Below are 17590 nucleotides of genomic sequence, written 5' to 3'. Positions count from 1 at the left end.
AAACAGCCTATTTATCCTGTTCCCAGCCACCTCCCAATGCCCTGTATAGGTCCGTCAAAGCTATAAACTGTGTCCTTTTTATATCGGTTAATGTCAATTCCGCATCCAGAACATTTCGTTGCGCTATAATTACTTCCAGGTAGGAGGCGTAACCGGACAGGAACAAATCCTTGGAAATGGCAACGCCTTCTTGCAGCACTTCAACTTCCTGGGTTTTCAGACTCAGTATTTTCTTAGTGTTTTCCAGTCTTTTAAGGCCGGTACTTACTTCCTGAAAACCAGTAAAAATTGCTTTGTCGTATTTGTAAAGTGCTGCTTTACTTTCAGCTTCACTTCTTTTTTGGTTTGCCTTCAATCCCTTTCTGTTGATGATTGGAGCAGCAAGTCCGGCGGCAGCGCCATAAGCAATGGACGCTGGAGAAAATAACAGACTACTTTTAAAAGAATTAAATCCGAGCAAAGCTGTGATATTTAGTGAGGGCAAAAAGGCCAGTTGTGCAGCTTGCTGATCTGAGTAGTAGGCTTGCATTTCAAGTTGTGCCTGTTGGATATCAGGTCTTCTCCTAAGCATGTTGGCTGGAATGCCACTCTTAATCTGTTCTGGAAAAGTTTGTTCACTCAGGTTGGTCCTGAGTATAGGAGCAGGAAAACGACCGAGCAGAAGATTCAATTCGTTTTCAGTGGCCACGATTTTTTGCTGCGTTTCAACCTCCAGACTTTTGGTGTTGATCATCTGAGCAGTAAATTGCTTAACTGCAAGTTCAGTTGCCCTGCCACCTTCCTTTTGAATCTTAACTGTTTCCACCGCACTTTCCTGCAATAAAATATTTTTTCGGATGATATCAAGTTCATTATCAAGTGCGACCAGCGTGAAGTATTTGCTTGCAACCTGGGCAATGAGTCCTGTAATAATGACGTGCCTTGCCTTTTCGGTTGCCAATAAACGGTTGTAAGCAGCTTTTCTGCGCGTTTTTAATTTTCCCCAAATGTCAAGCTCCCATGCGCTTCTTACACCTACAAAATAATCAGGAAGAAACGGGCCGGGGATTCTGCGGTCGTTGTTGATGTTTTCCGAGAAATTGGTATCATAGTTTCCCACACCATCCATGGTATAATTGCCAAATTTTCGTCCACCACCAGAAACCTCCCCCGTAACACTTGGCAATAATGCTCCCTGCGCCTGCATAATGCCTGACCTGGCCATTTCAATTCGCTGGACAGCTATTTTCAAATCAGGGTTGTTTAGCAAAGCAGTATCAATTAACGCACTTAGTCTGTTATCCGGGAATACAGTCTTCCAGTTCAAGCTTCCGATCCCGGTTGAATCAATCTGCCCCGAAAAGGATTGCGGAGTACTGATTCCTGAATTATGTTCGATGGGCTGGGTAAGCTTACAACCCCAGGTAAGTGTAAGCAGCGCTATTATCGCCAGATTCTTATATGTATGCAAAGCTGTCATTCATTGAGATTTTAAATAAAGCAGCCGTTGCACAATGCTCCGGCTGCTTCCAGAAATGAGTCGATTAGTTTAGAATTACTTCTTCCTCTTCCGTTAAAGGTTCGGAGATTGGTCTTTTGGTTTGTATGCTAGCAAACAGTACATATAATCCCGGAATAATGATGACCCCGAATACTGTACCAATTAACATCCCACCCGCAGCTGCAGTCCCGATGGACCGGTTACCAATTGCCCCGGCACCTGATGCAGTCACAAGTGGGATGAGCCCAGCAATAAATGCAAGTGAGGTCATCAGGATTGGGCGAAGTCTTTCGGTTGCACCTTCCAATGCGGCTTCAATAACGGAGCGTCCTTCTTTTTGTCTGATGATTGCGTATTCGACAATCAGGATTGCATTTTTACCTAATAATCCGATCAGCATAACCAGTGATACCTGTGCATAAATATTGTTTTCCAGGCCCAGAAGTTTCAAAGCTAGGAAGGAACCGAAAATCCCGGTTGGCAGTGAAAGTAATACCGGAAGAGGCAGCAGAAAGCTTTCATACTGCGCTGCCAGAAGCAGGTATACAAAAAGCAAGCAAAGGGCAAATATGTATATCGCCTGGTTGCCGGATAATATCTCCTCACGGGTCATGCCTGACCAGTCGTATGTAAAGCCTTTTGGCAGACTTGTCGTTGCAACACGCTCCACTGCTTTGATTGCATCACCGCTGCTGTATCCGGGAGCGGCATCGCCATTGATCATCGCTGAGGTGAACATATTGTAACGTGTCAGAAGCTCTGGCCCGTAAACTCTTTCCAATCTGATAAAAGTTGAGAACGGAACCATTTCCCCTCGATTGTTTTTTGCATAAAGTTTAAGGACATCTTCGGGATTCTGGCGAAAGCTCGGACCAGCCTGTACCATCACTTTATACATTTGTCCAAACCTTATGAAATTAGATGCATAAAAACTACCTATCATGGTTTGAAGGGTGCTCATGGCCATATCCACAGATACGCCTTTTTTTGCTGCAATATCTGCATCCACATGGATCATGTATTGCGGGTAGCTTGCATCAAAACTACTGAAGGCACCGGAAATTTCAGGCGCAGCTGTGAGATCTTTAACGAATTGATCGGTAATCTTCGCCGTTTTTTGCAGGTCGTCGCTTCCTGTCTTATCCTGCACCCTTAATTCAAAACCGCTGGAATTACCAAAGCCAGGCACGGTCGGAGGAGGAAAAAACTGAATGGTGGCATCGGTAATATACCTGGTTTTTTGCTCCATTTCTGCAATAACTTCCTGAACAGAAGCCTTCCTGTCATCCCATGGTTTAAGATTGATCATTGCCATGCCATAAGAAGACCCGGAAGATTCTGTAATCAGGCTGTATCCGGATAAAGTTGAAACAGATTCTACCTGTTCAAGTTTCTGCGCTACTTTCTGAACTTCATCCAGAACAGCTTCTGTTCTTTCCACCGTAGCTCCCACGGGAGTTGTAACATTGACGTTTATCACACCCTGGTCTTCGGTAGGTATAAAACCGGTCGGTAGAATGGTGTTGATGCCATAGGTGCCGACGCAAAATGCAACCAGCAAACCAACGGTAATCACTTTCCTGTTTATGATGAAAGAAAGGAGCTTACGATACTTGCCGGAAACTGCGTCGTAGCCATTGTTGAAACTTCTGAAAAACTTATTTAAAAGATTTTCTTTCACAGGCTTGCCATGCGTATTTTTTAACATCAGCGCGCACAGTGCCGGTGTCAGTGTCAACGCATTTATACCTGATATCATAATTGAAATGGCGAGTGTGATCGAAAACTGGCGATAAAAAACACCTACCGGCCCCGACATAAAAGCTACCGGAACAAATACTGCAGACATGACCAGTGTGATGGCGATAATGGCACCACTCATTTCTTTCATCGATTCAATTGTAGCTTCTCTGGCATCAAGATGTTTTTCGGCCATTTTTGCATGAACTGCCTCGACGACGACTATCGCATTATCGACCACGATTCCTATGGCCAATACCAATGCAAACAGGGTCAAGAGATTGATTGAGAATCCAAACATCTGCATGAAAGCAAACGTACCGATCAAAGCCACAGGTACTGCAAGGGCGGGAATCAGAGTGGAACGGAAATCCTGTAAGAACAGGTAAACAATGATAATTACCAGGATAAACGCTTCGATCAAAGTGCGCACTACTTCATGAATTGAAGCGTCAAGAAATCTGGAAACGTCATAGGAAACCGAATAATCCATCCCGGGAGGAAAAGTAGTACCTTTTAGTTCTTCGACTTTTGCCTTGATATTTTCAATAACTTCCTGGGCGTTGGAACCAGGTCGCTGCTTGATCATAATGGAAGCGGAAGGTTTTCCATTGGATTTCGACGCCACATCATAATCGAGCGTACCAAATTCTACGTCGGCCACATCCTTCAATTTGAGCATCGAACCGTCCGCATTAGCACGAATTACAATGTTTTCATATTGAGCAGGTTCGAACAGTTTTCCGGTATATTTCAATACATATTGTAAAGCCTGGACCTTCTGCCCCGAGCTGATACCAGTTTTACCTGGCGCTGCAACCACATTCTGGTCACGTATTGCAGTTACCACTTCGTCCGCTGATACGCGGTAACTGTTCATCCGGTCTGGTTTAAGCCACACCCTCATCGAATAATCTTTACTTCCCATGATCTGGGCTCTTCCGACACCATCAATTCTTTTCAGTTCTTTAAGGATATTGATGTCAGCAAAGTTGTAAACGAAATCTTCTGCAACCGATGTGTCAGTACTCATAATGTCAAGATACATCAGCATGCTGTTTACCTCCTTTTCGGTTGTTACACCTGCCTTGATTACTTCTTCTGGAAGTTCATCGATGACCGTTTGAACACGGTTTTGGACGTTTACCGCAGCCAAATCAGGATCTACGCCGACATTGAATGAAATGGTGATCGTCGTTACACCGTCGTTGCCTGAGATCGTGCTCATATAAGTCATCCCGGGAACCCCATTGATGGCTCGTTCCAATGGTACAGCAACTGCATTTACGCAAACCTCTGAGTTGGCACCGGTATATGTCGCGGTAACTACAACAGAAGGGGGAACAATATCAGGGAACTGGGAAACCGGCAGGTTAAAAAACGCCAGGATTCCCATTAGGGTTATAAAGAGTGATATGACCAGTGAAAGCACGGGTCGCTCTATGAAAGTTTTGAACATGGTTTGGTCTTTCTAGTGAGGAATAGGATGTTGATTTTACCTGGCACTTAGCTGTGTTTTATTTGCTGCTGGCTTGCTATTATCCATTTTGACAAGTTTGGGCGAAATGGTAGCGCCGTCCTTTAAGCCCTGTATACCCTCATACACTATTTTGTCGCCAGCCTGTAATCCCGATTTAACCACATAGTAATTACCAAACCTTGAACCTGGAGTGAAACTTCTGCTGCTGATCTTGTTATTTTTATCAACTATATAAACAAAACTTTTATCCTGAATTTCAAACGCTGCTTTTTGCGGAATTAAAACAGCATTGTCCACTGTATTGGTAAGCCGGATTGTACCTGTAGATCCATGTTTTAATAGCTTTTCTGGATTGGGGAAACGTGCCCGGAATGCAATGGAGCCTGTGCCTTCATCAAATGCCCCTTCCATGGTTTCTACAATTCCTTTGTGTTTAAAGTAAGAGCCGTCGGCGAGTTCAAGTTCAACTACTACATTTTTTTGAGAAGTTTTTCCACGGGAACGTACATATTCAAGATACTCGTTTTCCGAAACGTTGAAGTAAGCAAATACTTTTTTGGTATCAGAAAGGGTAGTCAGCAACGTTCCTTCACCTATCAGACTGCCAGCCTTATATTGTATCCTGTCAATCATTCCATCAAATGGCGCTCTTATTTGTGTTCTTGCAAGGTGAATGGCTGCATTGGATCTTTCTGATTTTGCTTCATCGATTCGTGCATTTGCCGCGTTTAACTTTGCCTGTGCTACATCCACTTCCGTTTTAGAAATCACATTTTTATCAACAAGCAGATGAACGCGCTTTAATTCAAGTTCAGCTCCTTTTGAACCAGCGATTGCACTTTGTAAGTTTGCATTGGCTTTTGCCAGATTAGACGCGTACTCTTCACTATTAATTCGGAAAAGTATCTGACCTTTTTTTACTTCTTTCCCTTCGTCCACATACACTTGTTCAAGATACCCTTTTACCCGTGCGTATATTTCTACATTTTTTACGGCTCGTATATCACCCACATATTCGCGGTGCAGTGTTGTTTCCTGTGTCCTTAATTCCATCACAGGAATCACGCGAAGGCTGTCGCCGGCGTCTGAAATCTCGTTTCCGTTTGTAGCGCATCCGCTAATAATACTAACCATAGCCATTAAGACTGGCCAGATAAAATTTTTCATAATAATTAAGATAAAGCAGGAATGATTTGAAAATAGGTGCAGCCTCAGTCAAAGGATTTGACTGAATTATTTGATTATAAGCATGTTATACAAGAATTCGTGCAGTTTCCCAACCCAATAGCTTGCGGGTCAGAAAGCTAAGTAAGAATAAAGTCTAATTACCAATTACTAAATTGGGCAAAGGCGGTGAAGGAAATTATAGTAGGCGGGAAGAGTAAGTATTCGCCTGAAATTGAGAATTGTCTGACGTGCAGATTCAGTTGCTTTTACAACTGAAAGAAAATAGAAGTTTGTAGAAAGCTCACATTCAAACGATGGGAATGTGTAGGTGGTGTGACGATGTCGAAGAAGTCTGGAAAGATCTTCTTTCCATTTCGCTTTATCGGCCCTGATAATTGTTTTAACTCTTTTTTTGTCCTTTTTTACCAATAGGAAATCAATCTTGCTTTTGGTGCGATTGATGAAGGGATAGAATCTTGAAGTACGGGCTTTTGTATGTTTTGCGATCTTGTTTTCCTTTGCATAAGACTGCGAGCCTAGCAACTGAAATATCAAGATAAAATATATAAAAGCTCTTTTTGTCATGATGCTGAATTTATCAGTTCATTAAAAAATCATACTATTAATATGTAGTCAAGGATGATTTATGTATGGATTTGAGAATGCGAAGAATACAATTTTAATCATTTTAATCGGGAATTGCAAATTTTTGACCAGTTAATGAGTGTTAACATATACCAGTATATTAGAATTTTAAGTGAGAGGGATTCATGTTTTTATACAAGTCGATACCCTGATCGAGAAGTTTTAACGCTTGTTTTTTTACTACATTCTACTCTTTGATTTACAGATAATAAATAAAGTTTTTCTGGATTGGTGGCACGAAGTTTCTTTATAAAATTAAAAAAGGATTAAAAAGTGATTAAACCTTTATGGTATCACATAGTCCTACTAGTTCATCTTTTTGAAAATAGCCATTCTCAGCATCGCTTACGCTGGCTGGCTCTAAAATAATTCCCGATCGATATGAAACTCTTTTCATTCATTGCAATCATTGCTTTTTTTACATTTTCCCACGCCAAGTCTCAGGATGAGCAATACAAAGACCTGAACATCTCGGGTCGACTTCTGGACTCTGACAAACAGCCGGTTCTTTTTGCGAGTGTTGCACTGTATTCTTCCGGAGATTCGGCTCTTATTGGCGGTGTAACATCTGACGAAAATGGAAATTTTCACGTTCCTGTCGAAAAAGGGAATTATTTTCTCAAAATCACCTATTTGGCTCTCAGTGAGAAAATTATCCCCAACCTTGCGGTTAATGAATTTAATATAAATCTTGGAGTAATATCAATGAAGGCCGATGCAAAAGTATTGCAGGAAGTCACAGTGAAGGGCGAGAAAAGCCAGATGGAGCTACAACTTGATAAGCGTGTATTCAATGTTGGAAAAGATTTGAGCAATATCGGAAGTAATGCATCAGATATTCTGAATAATATGCCTTCGGTTACGGTCGATGTTGATGGGAATGTTGCGCTGAGAGGAAGCGGAAATGTCCGGATTTTAATAGATGGTAAGCAGTCGGGTATGGTGGGAATGAACCCTGCAGAAGCGTTGCGGCAGATACCGGGAGATCTGATTGAGAGTATTGAGATCATTACAAATCCGTCATCACGTTACGACGCTGAGGGTGAGGTGGGGATTCTAAATATTGTTATGAAAAAGAATGTCAGTTATGGTTTGAACGGATCTTTTACCGCAACAGCAGGTTATCCTTCAAACTTCGGTGCTTCATTCAATATTAATTACAGAAGAAAGAAAGTTAATTTAATCGCAAGTTATGGTAATGTTTACCGTGAAGGACCCGGAAGAGGTACTTCGCGACAGGAGTACAACAGCGCGGATACAAGTTTTGTATATGAACAATACAATAAACGCAACCGTGGTGGATATTCGAATAACTTCATGGTTGGAATGGATTATTTTTTAAATAACAGGAATACGATAACCGGGACTGTCTCGTTTCGTGACTCACGGAATACCAATAATACAACCCTTGAATACCGGGATTTTGATTTTAATAACAACTTAACTAAAACTGTAATCAGGACAGAGAATGAGAAAGAGCCAAGAACAAATTTTGAAGCTGCGCTGAACTATATCAAAACATTTGAAAGGAAAGGACAAAGTCTGGCATTTACGGCAAAGTATATTTTAAGTGATGAAACCGAGGCGGCCAGATTTAACGAAAACATAGAAGGAGAACAGACGGCCATCGTGCAACGCTCTTTCAATACTGAAGACGAAAAAAACTTACTATTCCAGCTTGATTATATCCATCCTTTTGGAAAGAACGGGAAGTTTGAAACCGGGTTGAAAAGTTCAATACGGTTGCTGGATAACGATTTTTCGGTTCATCAGCAAAATCAGGCATTGAACTGGATCATCATTCCGGAATTTGACAACAGGTTAGCCTATAATGAAAAGATCCATGCAGGATATTTGATGGCCAGTAATGAATTTGGAAAGTTTTTCTTGCAGGCTGGTTTGCGTGGAGAATATTCGGATATTCTGACGGAGCTTAAAAAAACCAACATTACAAATCATAGGAAATATTTCAACTTATTCCCAAGCCTTCATCTTTCCTATAAGCTGGAAGATATGCAGACAGTGCAGCTGAGTTACAGTTACCGGCTTAGCCGTCCCGGTTTCAGGGATCTGCTTCCATTTTCTAATTTTAGTGATTCGAGGGTTTTTCGTTCGGGAAATCCATTGTTGAGGCCTGAATACACCCATTCTTTTGAAGCCGGGCAGTTGCTGAATATGGAAAAGGGGTCATTACTGTCAAGTGTTTATTACAGGCATCGTCTGGGTGTGGTTGAAAATATTACGTCGGTTGATTCCACTGGTTTTACAAGAATAACACCTGTTAACTTGTCTACAGGTGATTCTTATGGATTTGAATTCAATCTAACTTATGATCCGTTTGCGTGGTGGAAATGGACGGCAAATGCAAATGTATTCAGATCAATTAATGAAGGAACTTACCAGGATAAGATATTAAAGAGCGACACCTATTCATGGACAAGTCGTTTGTCTTCGAAAGTCACTTTGTTTAGGAATATTGACCTGCAATCTTCATTCAATTATCGTGCACCAAGAAAAACTACTCAGGGCAAGGACCTTGCCCAGTACTGGATCGATTTGGGCCTTTCACGCGATATTTTAAAAGGCAGGGGCACGATTACAGCCAGTGTTCGTGATTTGTTTAATAGCAGAAAGCAACGCAGGATTGTCGAAAACGCGGGCTACTACTCGAAATCTGAATTTCAATGGAGAGCGAGGCAATTTTTGGTGACATTTTCTTATCGGTTAAACCGTTCAAAACAAAACGAAAAGGAGGAATCCAATGACGATGGTGGTGGAGAAAGCTAATAAATGGAATGATCTAAATTTGAAAAAACGCAGAAGATCATTTGCTTTGCAGCAATATTGGTGGTTAATTAAGCCATTGCAAATTATCTGAAATAAATGCCGGAATCTCCAATAGACCAAATCCTCAAACCTGTAAGTAAATTTATTCACCAGGAATTTACTGGTGGAATCATTCTCTTTGTTTGTGTCATTATAGCGATTGTGTGGGTCAACTCACCCTGGGCTGAGTCCTATCATCATGTCTGGGATACGAAATTGTCAGTTGGTTTCTCAGACTTTAGTTTCAACCAGCCACTGCACGTCTGGATCAACGATGGGCTGATGGCCATATTCTTTTTTGTGATCGGGCTGGAATTGAAACGCGAATTTATGGCCGGGGAATTGTCTACTTTTAAAAAGGCATCCCTTCCCATGATGGCAGCACTGGGCGGTATGCTGATGCCTGCGATGATTTATTTTGTAATAAATCAAGGACTTGACTCAGAACATGGCTGGGGCATTCCCATGGCAACCGATATAGCATTCGCACTGGCATTATTGTCAATGGCAGGCAGCCATATTCCTGGGTCTGTCAAGGTATTTTTATCTGCCCTTGCTGTTGCTGACGATCTGGGAGCGGTTCTTGTAATAGCATTCTTTTACACTGCTCATATCGCATACATTCCGTTACTAATTGCAGGATTACTGCTTGTTGTTCTTATGGCTGGCAACTTGCTTGGCGTGAGAGCCACACTTTTCTATCTCATCATTGGCATTGCTGTTTGGGCAGGTTTTCTTTTTTCCGGGGTACATGCTACGATTGCGGGCGTACTTGTTGCATTTACCATGCCGGCCAGAACCAAGATCGATGAAATAGAATACGTTGGGAAAATGAGACATCACGTAGCTGATTTTGAAAATGCAATTCCGCAAAACGGATCCTTAACTACTTCTGAACAGCACCAGACTATTGAAAAGATCAAAAAGCTTAGCACCGATGCTGAGACTCCACTCCAGAAAATAGAATATGCGCTTCATCCCTGGGTTGCCTTTGTGATTATGCCGCTTTTTGCCCTGGCCAATTCGGGAATGCACATAGGAAGCGACTTCTTTTCTTCTCTTATAAATCCTGTAAGTATTGGCGTTACGGTAGGCCTTTTGGCTGGTAAACTTGTAGGCGTATTTTCATTTACCTGGTTGATGGTCCGTTTTAAATTCGCGAATCTTCCGGATAGGGCAACATGGAATCATATTTTGGGTGTGGCAATGCTTGCAGGTGTCGGTTTTACGATGTCATTGTTTGTTACAGGTTTGGCTTTTAACAATCCTCAGTTTGTGGACCAGTCAAAATACGGCATATTGGTAGCTTCCATCATTGCAGGAACAAGTGGTATATTTTATTTAAGAAATATCAAATCCTAAGGTTTAATGGGCATCAGCAATATTTTAAAAAGATTTGACATTTCATCTGAACGTGAAGATTATTCAAAAATTCATGATATTGTTGAAGGTGGAATTGAGTTTAAAGGAACCAATCTGTGGATTCTTATATTTGCAATCTTCATCGCTTCCGTTGGCCTTAATGTAAATTCAACCGCAGTTATTATTGGAGCAATGCTTGTTTCTCCGTTAATGGGCCCAATTCTTGGTATGGGTTACAGCATTGCAACCTATGATTCTGGTCTGTTTAAAAAGGCATTCATTAACTATTTATTCGCTGTAATTGCCGGACTTCTGACATCAGCCGCCTACTTTTTCGTTACGCCCATTTACCAGGCACATTCCGAACTATTAGCGCGTACACAACCCAGTATTTATGATGTTATAATTGCTCTCGTGGGCGGACTGGCCGGAATTGTGGCTATTTCCAGTAGGAACAAAGGAAATGTTATTCCCGGAGTTGCGATCGCGACGGCCCTGATGCCGCCTTTATGTACTGCTGGCTACGGCCTGGCTACCGGAAACTGGGCTTTTCTTTTTGGTGCGCTGTATCTGTTGACGATTAATACGGTTTTTATTGGCAGCGCGACATTGATCACAGTCCGGTTGCTCAATTATCCAATTCGGGAATATGCCGACGCAGAACAAATGAAAATGGCAAACCGGTGGGTTACTTTCATAGTTTTGCTTACGATCGTTCCAAGCATCTATTATGGATATTTATTAGTCCAAAAGGAGAACTTTATTCAGAATGCCAATAATTTTATTATAAACGAAAGCTATATAGAAGGAGACTTTCTTTTGAAAAATGAACTGGAACCTGCCAAAAAACAAATCAAGCTGATTTATGGAGGGAAGACAATCGATGAAACTGAGAAAAAACGTTTGGCAAAGAGAAAAGCGATTTATGGATTGCAAAACGCCACGCTTATTATTCAGCAGGGTTTCTCGATAAGCGATGTGTCCAAGGACCTGACACAGAGTGAGCGGTACCAGGCAGAGATTAACAAATTAAAAACGGAACTTAGTCTCAATATTCAAAAACAAGATAGCATCTCGGCAATAAAGCGACTGGGAAATCCTTTGTTCAATGAGATGAAACCACTATTTCCGGAGGTTAGCTACTGTTCGGCAGACCGCCAGTCATTTTTTACAGAAGGAAATAGAGCAAAATATTTTACGGTCGTTATTTTGGGGAGCCAAAATCCTAAAAAGACAACGCGTGATATTTCCAGAATAAGTAATTGGTTAAAGGTTCGTCTGAAAAGCGATTCTCTGAAACTCTACATCGAAAAATCTACTTTTTAGCCTATTAACTTAATTCTGAACCTGCCAAAAGCCGGTTTTACATTTGCCTTTTAGGGCGATTTACAGTACATTGCGTAGCCAAACTTATGTTGGTAATGCGCCTTTAAGCGTACCCTTTTGTGTCCAATTAATACAAGTACAATTTCCGCCGGGTAATCTTGCCCCTTCATTAAGATCAGCGACAAAGCTGATAATTTCAAATCTGGATTTTGTTTTCGTCATTCCGCCAGGTGGTGGTCTAAACTATTCATGTCAGATGCACTTCGTATCTGCAAAAGTCAAACCATTATGAACAACATTCTAAATACGCTCTTCCTTGGTAATACACTAATTGAATGGCTGTTTGCTGCTTTACTGCTCACTGCATTATTTATCATAATTCGCTTTTTCAAGTCAATTGTACTTAGAAGGACAAAGGCTTGGTCACTAACGACTTCTACCAATTGGGATGATTATTTGGTTGCGCTGATTGAGAAATCAGTAGTCCCCTTACTTTACATTGGAAGTATTTATCTGGCGCTTTCAACTTTAACACTTCCTGATAAAATAAATAAAATAGCCAATGTCGTCTTTCTTGTCGCATTAACGTTTTTCACGCTTCGTATTTTAAGTTCTGCTTTCCGGAAATTTGTATTTTCATTCATTCAGTCACAGGAAAATAGTGAGGCTAAGGAAAAACAAGCCAGCGGATTAATTTTGATCGTCAACATTGTTATCTGGATTTTTGGGATCATATTTATGATTGACAATCTAGGTTACGACGTCACTTCGCTGATTGCCGGTCTGGGAATAGGAGGTATTGCAATCGCTTTGGCCGCCCAAACCATCCTCGGCGATTTGTTTAGTTACTTCGTAATCTTTTTTGACAGGCCATTTGAGATAGGTGATTTTATTGTGATTGAGGATAAATCGGGGGTAGTAGAGCATATCGGCATTAAAACAACGCGTATTCGGACATTGGGAGGTGAACAGCTGGTTTGTTCTAATACAGATCTGACAAACTCCCGATTACATAATTACAAGCGGTTGCAAAAAAGAAGAATTTTGTTTAATCTGGGTGTAACTTACCAAACTTCGCATCAGCAAATTTCAGAAATACCCGCAATGCTTAAAAGTATTATAGAGTCTAAACCATACGTGAAATTTGACCGTGCACATTTTTCCGGATATGGAGATTTCAGCCTCAACTTTGAAATAGTCTATTACATTCTGGATTCGGATTACACATTTTACATGGACAAACAGCAGGCCATTTATCTTGATATATTGAAAGCATTTGAAGAAAAAGGGATTGAATTTGCCTACCCAACACAGACAGTAATGATGCAACATGAAAATGCAGTTGTAAACTAATAACTCAATTTTATTTAAATTTTATTAAGTTATCTCGCCCTAACATGGAGTTATTTGTCCTCTTTTCGATTCTGATCACGCTTGCCGCCTTCTTCTCCTATGTCAACGTCCGGGTTTTAAGACTGCCTTCCGGTATAAGTCTCATGCTCATGGGGGCAGTTGCTGCTTTAGGAGTCATTGCGTTAGGACACATCTCGGCGGGATTTACCAAAATGGTGGAAGAAAAGTTAGAGCTGATCGATTTTTCGGAATTTCTTCTTGGAATTCTCCTTAGCTTTCTTCTCTTCGCAGGCTCGCTCCATGTCGCTTTGGATGATCTGAAAAAGTCAGCAAAAAGCATTACCAGTTTTGCAGTAATTGGCACTGTGCTTTCTACTTTCATTGTCGGATACGGATTCCATTTTCTGATGCAGTTTTTCGGACAGGATGTCCCGGTTTTATATTGCCTTTTACTCGGAGCACTCATTTCGCCAACCGATCCGATTGCAGTAATGAGTATTCTCAAAAAGGCCGATTTGTCAAAGGTTGTTGAAACCAATATTGTTGGCGAGTCGCTTTTTAACGATGGAATTGGCGTGGTAATCTTCGCCACTTTACTTTAGATCGCTTCAGTAGGCATTGAAAATTTCGGACCTGTTAAAATTGGTATGCTTTTCGTTCAGGAAGCGGCTGGAGGGCTGGTTGCCGGCGGGCTGATCGGATTTGTCGGGTATAGGCTAATGAAATCCATTGACCATTTCCAAACCGAGATTTTAATCTCACTGGCTATGGTAATGGGTGGATATTCATTATGTCATTACCTGCATATTTCAGGGCCTCTTGCAATGGTTGTTGCTGGTATTATGACAGGTAACCGTGGTAAGCAATTGGCAATGAGCGATGTGACAAGAGATTATCTTGGGAAATTCTGGGAGGTAACAGATGAGATTCTCAACGCAGTCCTTTTTATGCTGATCGGACTGGAAATTGTTACTGTTGACTTTGAGCCTGGCTATATTTTATATGGTATCATTACTGCTGTCATGATTGTGTTGGCCAGGTTTATTTCACTCTATTCTACTGCTTCCACAATTCGATTTATCAAAGAACTAGGTCCTGGTACACTTAAGATCATGACCTGGGGTGGACTGCGAGGAGGAATTTCAATTGCGCTTGCACTCTCATTACCGGCGAATCCCTATAAAAATATTATTGTCTCGGTCACTTTTGTTGTGGTTTTATTTTCTATTCTCATTCAGGGTTTTACCATCGGTCCGCTTATTAAAAAATTAAGTTCGAAATCTAATCCCTGATGTCGATCATAAGCGTCCGACATTTGCAAAGAGTTCGAAGAGACGATCTTTTTTTGTTCGGGAAACGGATATTTGCTGGCCGTCATCCATGACTATAAAACCTCCATCGTTTCGGATAAATTTGCGGATATATTGAGGATTGATCAGGTGAGAATGATGAACCCGGATGAAGCCATTTTCCTGAAGTACTTTTTCAACCTCCTTTAAAGTTCGGCAAATCAGATATTTGCTATTGTCCGAGCAATATATTCTTGTGTAGTTGCTTTCACTTTCACAGCGGGTAATACTTTGAATCTCGAGGAATTCCAGACCGTCGTTGGTAGGAAGTGCAACCCTGGTTTTTAATTTATTGGTATTGGCCAGCAGGTCACGCATCAGATGCAACTGGCTAATAGAAAGGGATTTATTTTTCTTCTCAAGCCACCTGTCAATGGTTTCTCTTATGTCATCCTCATCAACGGGCTTTAACAGATAACTGATTGCACTGTAAGTAAAAGCTTTTATGGCATATTGATCATATGCAGTTACAAAAACAACGTCAAACGAAAAATCTGATAGCTTGCTGAGCAGCTCAAACCCGTTCATTTCAGGCATTTCAATGTCCAGGAAAACGATGTCAACGGAATGACTCTGCAGGAATTTTACCGCTTTGACCGGGTCGTTGAGTTTGGCCACAACATTAATTTCTGGTACGCCTGCTGCCATAATGAGTGCAAGACTTTCCGTGCAGTGAATTTCGTCGTCGATCAACACAGCTGAATATTTCATTATTTACTGTCTTTATAGGTGAAAGTAATACGTGTTCCACAGGCGCCCTGTTGTTCGTAAAGATCTTCTACCAGGACGTCGATAAAAGGCTGATAGTTAATATTAAATAACTCAATGCGCTCACGGGCGATCTGCATTCCCAGGCTTTTTTTGTCGTATAACATCGTCTGAGAGCTGGCTGCTTTTCTGCCGATACCGTTATCTTCTACGATGATACAATAGCCGTCATCGAACGGGGAAATATCTATCAGTAACTCCTTAACCGCTTTTTTACTTGGAACAAGGCCATGTTTAACCGCATTTTCTACATAGGGTTGTAGAAACATGGGGGGGACCATGATTTCAGAGAGGTCGATTTTTTCGGAAATAGTCAGATTGAACTTAAATCCCTGACTGAATCTGAGACTTTCGAGCTGAACGTAGAGCATGTTCATTTCTATTTCTTCCGAAAGGCTTATTATATTTTCCCGTGAGTTTTGCAAGATAAACCTTAGTAGCTTCGAAAAACGGGTAAGGTAGGTTGCAGCATTGTCGTAATCTTTGCTTAGAATTTGGTACCTGATCGAATTAAGGCTGTTGAAAATGAAATGCGGGTTCATCTGACTTCTGAGCGCAGTCATTTCCATTTCTGATAATTGTTTGTCGAAAGTTGACTGAATCTGAACCTGCCTTTGCTGTTCAATCACCCGGTTTTTCTCGACGATCTCCTCAGTGCGTTCGTTTACCATTTTTTCCAATCTTATCTTTTCCGACGCAGCCATCTCCTTGTTCAGCTCAAGCTGGTCAATGTAGGCTTTTGAAGCCTTGTTCTTTTCTATTTGAGCGGTCCTGATTTTATATCCGAGAGCCATGGCAAAGCATAAGCTTTCAAGAAGAATACCGGTTTTAAAAAAAATGATCGGGTTTGCATTCAGCTCTCCAAAAAACAGGTGTCTACTCTTTGGATCCACCATAACAGCTAGTAGTCCCCCGGCGATAAAGAAGAAGCTTCCGCTTATAAAAAACCATTTGACAGGATTGTTTACAGAAATTGTAATCCATATGAGGAGTATAATTGCGATCGGCAAAATGACGATTCGGGACAAAATGAAAGCCTGTTTTTGTAACTGATAGTCAAAATGATAGAAGTTGTATGCAAGAAGAAGTAAGCCACTGCCGAGCAAAGCAATGATGAAATATCTGATAACTTTATTAAGAAGGCCGTAACCATGTTCAATGTCGAGGAGAGATTTTCCAAATGCCATATAAACAGCAAAAAAGATATACTGGACCGGTTCGCCGAGTTTATAGGTAAGTGGATAATTGAGGTAGGCTATTTTAGCCAGGAATGAATATGGCAGTGTCTTTACAATTACAGCATACATAGCAGCTCCCAAAAGATAAAGTCCATATAGCAAAAAGACCGGTTCACGAACTTTAATAAATATAAAAAGAAAGAACAGCATGGCAAATGTCACTGCACCAAGGAAAAAACCATTAAACTCAATTCTGCCGACAAAGTTGCGGAAGCTCTCCACGGAATCATCGAGGCTGCGTCTGCGGGTTTGTACGAATGCCTGCTTTACTGAGAGCGTCCTTCCCTTGTCACTCCACAGTCTTATATAAAGCGTAAACGATTGGCCCGGTTGGCAAAAAATTGGTACCAGGCCAGGTTTTTCAGGGTACAGCCAGGTTCGCACACTTGTGTAGGGGCCGGTAAAGACTACAAAACTGGTATCAGAATTTTTGGCAAAAACGAGAATACTGTCAGCTGCAAGAAAATTGAAATCAAAAAATGAAGGCTTAATCAGATCGTTGCAGACCGTGGTTTTCAGCCATACGCTTCCTTCGTGCGGTGACAGCGTAAGGCTGTCTAGACGCACCCAATATTTTATGGAATTGATATCTCTGAAATTTCCCGCTTTTGAATTTGAAAGAAATACGTTCCCCGTCTGCCATAGCGGTACGCTTTCCGTGATACTGCTCATTGTAATGGTGTCCTGTGCAGCTACCGGAGCGATCAGCGTGCTAAATAAAAGTAACAAGATCAGACAAAGGCGCATATTGAAAGTGTTATCATCACAAATCTAATCTCTTTAAAATCAAAAGCATGACGAATTTAGCGGGTTATGATTTTGAGTGAGTAATCCGCACAGATTGGCTGGAATATGA

Annotated in this window: 10 protein-coding genes and 1 pseudogene; 5 read left to right on the top strand and 6 right to left on the bottom strand. The window is 41.3% G+C overall.

Annotated elements, in window-relative coordinates:
- Window positions 1–7 precede the first annotated feature (7 nt).
- The 4 genes from E0F88_RS00280 to E0F88_RS00265 form a co-directional block, all read right to left on the bottom strand.
- The gene (locus E0F88_RS00280) at window positions 8–1459 is read right to left on the bottom strand and encodes a TolC family protein (protein WP_131955544.1); all 1452 of its coding nucleotides are present in this window, start codon (window positions 1457–1459) and stop codon (window positions 8–10) included.
- A gap of 64 nt (window positions 1460–1523) precedes the next feature.
- On the bottom strand, window positions 1524–4679 hold the full coding sequence (locus tag E0F88_RS00275; RefSeq protein WP_131955542.1) for an efflux RND transporter permease subunit: 3156 nt from the start codon (window positions 4677–4679) through the stop codon (window positions 1524–1526).
- 36 nt (window positions 4680–4715) lie between these two features.
- The gene (locus E0F88_RS00270) at window positions 4716–5867 is read right to left on the bottom strand and encodes an efflux RND transporter periplasmic adaptor subunit (RefSeq protein WP_131955540.1); all 1152 of its coding nucleotides are present in this window, start codon (window positions 5865–5867) and stop codon (window positions 4716–4718) included.
- 168 nt (window positions 5868–6035) lie between these two features.
- On the bottom strand, window positions 6036–6452 hold the full coding sequence (locus E0F88_RS00265; protein WP_131955538.1) for a hypothetical protein: 417 nt from the start codon (window positions 6450–6452) through the stop codon (window positions 6036–6038).
- Window positions 6453–6893: 441 nt separating this feature from the next.
- Here E0F88_RS00265 and E0F88_RS00260 point away from each other — a divergent pair, with 441 nt between their 5' ends.
- The 5 genes and pseudogenes from E0F88_RS00260 (at window position 6894) to E0F88_RS34170 (ending at window position 14671) form a co-directional block, all read left to right on the top strand.
- On the top strand, window positions 6894–9299 hold the full coding sequence (locus E0F88_RS00260) for a TonB-dependent receptor (protein ID WP_131955536.1): 2406 nt from the start codon (window positions 6894–6896) through the stop codon (window positions 9297–9299).
- Window positions 9300–9395: 96 nt separating this feature from the next.
- Entirely contained in the window at window positions 9396–10700 is a 1305-nt protein-coding gene (gene nhaA / locus E0F88_RS00255) for a Na+/H+ antiporter NhaA (protein ID WP_131955534.1), read from the top strand.
- Window positions 10701–10706: 6 nt separating this feature from the next.
- Complete coding sequence (locus E0F88_RS00250) at window positions 10707–12026, top strand: DUF389 domain-containing protein (protein WP_131955532.1); 1320 nt, start codon at window positions 10707–10709, stop codon at window positions 12024–12026.
- Window positions 12027–12314: 288 nt separating this feature from the next.
- The gene (locus E0F88_RS00245) at window positions 12315–13379 is read left to right on the top strand and encodes a mechanosensitive ion channel family protein (RefSeq protein WP_131955530.1); all 1065 of its coding nucleotides are present in this window, start codon (window positions 12315–12317) and stop codon (window positions 13377–13379) included.
- 44 nt (window positions 13380–13423) lie between these two features.
- A pseudogene (locus E0F88_RS34170) lies at window positions 13424–14671 on the top strand (cation:proton antiporter).
- A gap of 6 nt (window positions 14672–14677) precedes the next feature.
- Here E0F88_RS34170 and E0F88_RS00235 read toward each other — a convergent pair.
- Together E0F88_RS00235 and E0F88_RS00230 are read right to left on the bottom strand one after the other, a co-directional pair.
- The gene (locus E0F88_RS00235; protein ID WP_131955528.1) at window positions 14678–15439 is read right to left on the bottom strand and encodes a LytR/AlgR family response regulator transcription factor; all 762 of its coding nucleotides are present in this window, start codon (window positions 15437–15439) and stop codon (window positions 14678–14680) included.
- Window positions 15439–17481: a sensor histidine kinase gene (locus E0F88_RS00230; protein ID WP_131955526.1), complete on the bottom strand. Its 2043-nt coding sequence runs from the start codon at window positions 17479–17481 to the stop codon at window positions 15439–15441. The genes E0F88_RS00235 and E0F88_RS00230 overlap by 1 nt, the downstream gene beginning before the upstream one ends.
- Window positions 17482–17590: the final 109 nt, after the last annotated feature.

The organism is Dyadobacter psychrotolerans (assembly GCF_004349265.1).
Taxonomy (GTDB): domain Bacteria; phylum Bacteroidota; class Bacteroidia; order Cytophagales; family Spirosomataceae; genus Dyadobacter; species Dyadobacter psychrotolerans.
The sequence above is the reverse complement of the archived record's forward strand: the minus strand, read 5'-3'. Positions and strand labels throughout refer to the sequence as shown.

Bases quoted from the DNA above. Each gene is read 5' to 3' on its own strand.
- E0F88_RS00280 (WP_131955544.1), bottom strand. From the start codon at position 1,459: ATGACAGCTTTGCATACATATAAGAATCTGGCGATAATAGCGCTGCTT.
- E0F88_RS00275 (WP_131955542.1), bottom strand. From the start codon at position 4,679: ATGTTCAAAACTTTCATAGAGCGACCCGTGCTTTCACTGGTCATATCA.
- E0F88_RS00270 (WP_131955540.1), bottom strand. From the start codon at position 5,867: ATGAAAAATTTTATCTGGCCAGTCTTAATGGCTATGGTTAGTATTATT.
- E0F88_RS00265 (WP_131955538.1), bottom strand. From the start codon at position 6,452: ATGACAAAAAGAGCTTTTATATATTTTATCTTGATATTTCAGTTGCTA.
- E0F88_RS00260 (WP_131955536.1), top strand. From the start codon at position 6,894: ATGAAACTCTTTTCATTCATTGCAATCATTGCTTTTTTTACATTTTCC.
- nhaA (WP_131955534.1), top strand. From the start codon at position 9,396: ATGCCGGAATCTCCAATAGACCAAATCCTCAAACCTGTAAGTAAATTT.
- E0F88_RS00250 (WP_131955532.1), top strand. From the start codon at position 10,707: ATGGGCATCAGCAATATTTTAAAAAGATTTGACATTTCATCTGAACGT.
- E0F88_RS00245 (WP_131955530.1), top strand. From the start codon at position 12,315: ATGAACAACATTCTAAATACGCTCTTCCTTGGTAATACACTAATTGAA.
- E0F88_RS00235 (WP_131955528.1), bottom strand. From the start codon at position 15,439: ATGAAATATTCAGCTGTGTTGATCGACGACGAAATTCACTGCACGGAA.
- E0F88_RS00230 (WP_131955526.1), bottom strand. From the start codon at position 17,481: ATGCGCCTTTGTCTGATCTTGTTACTTTTATTTAGCACGCTGATCGCT.